General features: G+C 39.7%; 5 protein-coding genes. 1 reads left to right on the top strand and 4 read right to left on the bottom strand.

What is annotated here, in order from left to right; translation table 11 throughout:
- Positions 1-827 (top strand): hypothetical protein (locus tag AC1DDX_RS25240; protein WP_477622809.1); only part of this gene is annotated, 827 nt, incomplete at its 5' end.
- Here AC1DDX_RS25240 and AC1DDX_RS25235 read toward each other — a convergent pair.
- From AC1DDX_RS25235 to AC1DDX_RS25220, 4 genes are all read right to left on the bottom strand, one after another.
- On the bottom strand, positions 824-1,234 hold the full coding sequence (locus AC1DDX_RS25235) for a transcriptional regulator (RefSeq protein WP_172662564.1): 411 nt from the start codon (positions 1,232-1,234) through the stop codon (positions 824-826). The two genes, AC1DDX_RS25240 and AC1DDX_RS25235, sit on opposite strands and share 4 nt — an antisense overlap.
- 63 nt (positions 1,235-1,297) lie before the next feature.
- Entirely contained in the window at positions 1,298-2,416 is a 1,119-nt protein-coding gene (locus tag AC1DDX_RS25230) for an outer membrane beta-barrel protein (protein WP_337715947.1), read from the bottom strand.
- Complete coding sequence (locus AC1DDX_RS25225; RefSeq protein ID WP_172662566.1) at positions 2,400-2,987, bottom strand: RNA polymerase sigma factor; 588 nt, start codon at positions 2,985-2,987, stop codon at positions 2,400-2,402. The genes AC1DDX_RS25230 and AC1DDX_RS25225 overlap by 17 nt, the downstream gene beginning before the upstream one ends.
- A gap of 101 nt (positions 2,988-3,088) precedes the next feature.
- Positions 3,089-3,713: DUF4397 domain-containing protein (locus tag AC1DDX_RS25220; RefSeq protein WP_477622808.1), on the bottom strand; the 625-nt coding region annotated here is incomplete at its 5' end.

Here is a 3,713-nt window from a genome sequence, read left to right as displayed (position 1 = left end):
TAGTGGGGGTTTTTGGAAGGGACCTGTTTTTGACCATGATTGGAGGGAATTGGTATGACGATCGTTCGCGCCTGCAGGAACGAGGTTTTGAGGGGATACTGAAGGATAAGTTTGGAATGGACTATGATATCACATTAAGAGAGGCCTGGAAGAAGGATAATATGGACTTGCCCTTGCTTTTTTCCAATACCTATGATATTAATACGGGTAAGAAGGGAATTGTTGCTCCTGTGTTGTTAGAGAAGGATGATTTTCCAAGCTGTGTTTTTATACAGGATTTGATGAGGGCAAAAAAACTTGACCTGCCACTTTCTGCAGCCGCTTTCCTGAGTGCGCGTTTTCCGTATGTATGTCCGACAGGTAAGTTTGATGAGAAGCATCATTTTACTGATGGCGGAACACTGGAAAATTCTGGCGCAGAGACCTCGAGGCAGGTGATTGCTGTATTTGAGCGGGTGCTTGCAGAAGATGAGTTTGCGGGGCTGAATGTTACGATAAATGTGCTTTCGATTTCTAATAGCATTCTATCTGTTGAGTATCCAACTCAGGATAAGAATTTGTATGAGGTAGTAGCTCCGGCATTGGGGATTTTGGAGACCATTAGTAGTAATGCACTTAAGGCTGATACGATTAATAAGGTGATGGCAGCGCGACAAAAAATGAAAGGGTGGAGCTATAACAAAATTCAGCCCACACGGGAGATGATTGCGGGCAACTGGCCTGTGCTGCCATTAGGCTGGCAAATCTCGGATCATGCGTTGGAGGTGATGAAAAAAAGTATTAAGGATCAGCGGGCAAAAATAGAAAATGTACTGTTGGTATTCTAATCTTGCATCCTTATCATGCACTTTACATCTGTTTGATTGGGGTAGAGTTCAACACAGTATCCTTCCATATCAATTCCCGGCAGATCGGTTAATTGGTCAAAGGCTTTGCCTATGGCTGGTATATCTTTCATGAAATCAGTAATGGTGATACAGCTGTATCTACCGGCCTTTATGGATATTGTTTCCAACCCAAGGGCTTTGGCTTCACCAGGTTGCAATTCTTCGGCTGCGGCTTTATAAATAATGCCTCCATCGTTCTCGGGACGTGAAAGACCGAAATATTGTCGGTTTTCGTTAAATGATACAAGTGAATGCAATTTTTGGTGAGCGGCCATTACTCCGTCTGGAAAAGAAGAGGCCGTTACATAAATTACTGGAATGTCGTGGTTGATTTCTATAGTTTCCATGGTAAATAAAATCTTATAGATGCAATTTACCTATTGTTTTGAAGAATATTATGTTCTAGGGCTCTAAAAATCGATACCAAGCCTTAATCCGGCAGACGAAAACTTTACATTTTCTATTTTAGAACTTTGCATGGGTAATTTAAAGAAAGGTTCAAGCGTAATGGTTCTGTTTTTTAAGAAAGGATACTTGTACCCGAAAGAGATATTGATAAAGCTTTTGTATTTTTCTTTATTCTGAGGTTGATCTTCAATGTCTACCACGGATCTTTCTTCACTGGTAAAGGTTTTATCGTATACTTCTCCATTTGGATCTACAATACTTTGCGTGTGGGAAACTGTACTGACATAAGTTAGCTCACCCCTTTGTTTTATAGTTGCAAAGGCCGAAACGCCAACTTTGGCATATAGACGTTGGTTAACGTTATATCTTAGTCCTAATGGAATTTCGACCCCTGATAACCGAACGGTGGCCGATTCTAATTGTTTTTCGTCTGTAGCGCTCAGGGTCTGCCCATCATTATCTTTAAAAGCAGAGGATTCCCGATAGCCTGCGCCTAACATTATCGTGATTTTTGGATGTAAGGCATAACCTACTACGGCTTCAAATGCTAATCCCAATTTCTTTGAATTGCTAAAGTCGGTAGCCATGCCCAATCCAACTATCCAATTAGGTTCTTTTTTGGTTTTTTTAGCGCTTTCGGTTTCCTGGTATGTTGTGTAAGGAATTATTTTTTTGCTTCGAGGTGCACGAGCTGCATCAATCTGCTCTTCATTTGGTTTTGCCTGCGCTACCATGGTATTTTCAGGTATGGGTTTATCTTGTTCCGGAATCGTACTGTTTACAAGCCTAATTTTAGCTTGCTTTTTGTTAATTTGAACGGGGTGATGATTGGTTGTATTGAGCTTTTTAACCTGGACTTCTTGTATGATTTCTTTTTGCACCGGTTTAGTTTTGAACTTCACTAATGGTATCGGTTTAGGATCGGGATTGTAACTGAATAAAAAAGCAAGGCAAATTAGCAGGAGTGACGCAGCAATTCCTGAAAACCAATACCACCCGCTTGTTTTAGTTTTTGCCGGCTGTTGTTTTGAAAATGATTCCCATGAGCCTTCTTTGTAGGCTTCTTCGTTGTTTTGTAGAAGTGATTTAATCACTTCAAGCCCTCTATCCGTATGTTCCATCTTCAACAATTAAAGATTCATTATAAAGTTTTCTTAATTTTTGCTTAGCCCTGCCTAAGTATACTCTGCAGATATTTTCGGGTATACCTAAAGTTTTTGAGATCTCATCATGAGAGAATCCCTCGATTTCGAACATATTAAAGATTATCCTTTGCGACTCAGGAAGTGTATTAAGTAATTTTAAGATGTCCTCAACATACAGCTGATCTAATGCACGACTATAGATCTGTGGATGCTTTTCTTCGCCTATATCGTCAAATTCCTCGTTGATGGTTCTCCTTTTACGGAGGTAATCTATGCAATTGCGTGAGGCTATCTTTGCCATCCAACCTCGAAATGTTTTTTCGGGGTCTATTGCAGATTCTAATAGCTGAAATTGTGTGATATGATTAAATATCTTGATAAACGTATCATTTACAAGTTCTTCCGAATCACTTCTGTTGTTGATGTAACGCATGGTAACTGCCATTAAATACCCATAGTAGGTTTTATACATGACTTCCTTTGAAGCGTTTTTTTGATCAGCAACGCCTGCAATAATTTCCTTAAGCTTCGGGAGTTTTCTTAGCACTCTTCCAGGATTTATATATTCTACGCCAACTGGTATTCATAAATGGGGCTACACAAATGCTTTTATAAATAAGAAAGTGTAGCCCCAGAAATAATAGGAGGTTATTTGTTGGTAAGAACCGTTAAACCAAGTTTGGTGTCGTCTGTTGCGGCTTTAAGGCCTTTTGCATAGATCGTATATACTTTTCCTTTTTCAATTTTAACTTTTGGAAGTGTAGCAAGTACAGTTGTCTTGCCATTTTCTCTGATCTCAAAGTTGATCTCGGCGCCCACCTCTGTGGTATTGGTGAAATCGGTTGATTCTTTAAATGCTTTTTTAGCCAGAAGTACTTCTGTTTTTCCGGTAACAGCCAAATCAAGTGAGCCTGCATCAGGACTTAAGTTAATGAAACGGATTTTTGCTTTATCAGCAGCTGGAGCAGTTAGGTCATCAGCAACAAATACAAGTGCATTGCCTGTTTTATCTGCAACAAATACCGAGTAAGATTTATCTGCGGCCAGGGTTACATCGGCTTTTACAAGAATATCGGATACATCTTTTTTAGTAACGCTTAATTCCCGTTTGCCTGAACTGATTGATTGGTATTCGATTACCGTGTTGTACGTTAATGCTTTCGTATTCTTTTTTACTTTATCTACAAAGAAAGAAAGCTCAGGCGTTCCTGGCGCGGCATGGATTATTGATAAATTTGCTGGCTTAGGTGTTTGTGGATTAGGATCTTTATCC

It is taken from the genome of Pedobacter sp. 10L46_2, from assembly GCF_056395165.1.
Note: the sequence above shows the minus strand (reverse complement) of the source record. Positions and strands in the feature narration are given on the sequence as shown.

What these genes read in the sequence shown, in the direction of transcription:
- AC1DDX_RS25235 (WP_172662564.1), bottom strand. Translation starts at nt 1,234, where the DNA reads ATGGAAACTATAGAAATCAACCACGACATTCCAGTAATTTATGTAACG.
- AC1DDX_RS25230 (WP_337715947.1), bottom strand. Translation starts at nt 2,416, where the DNA reads ATGGAACATACGGATAGAGGGCTTGAAGTGATTAAATCACTTCTACAA.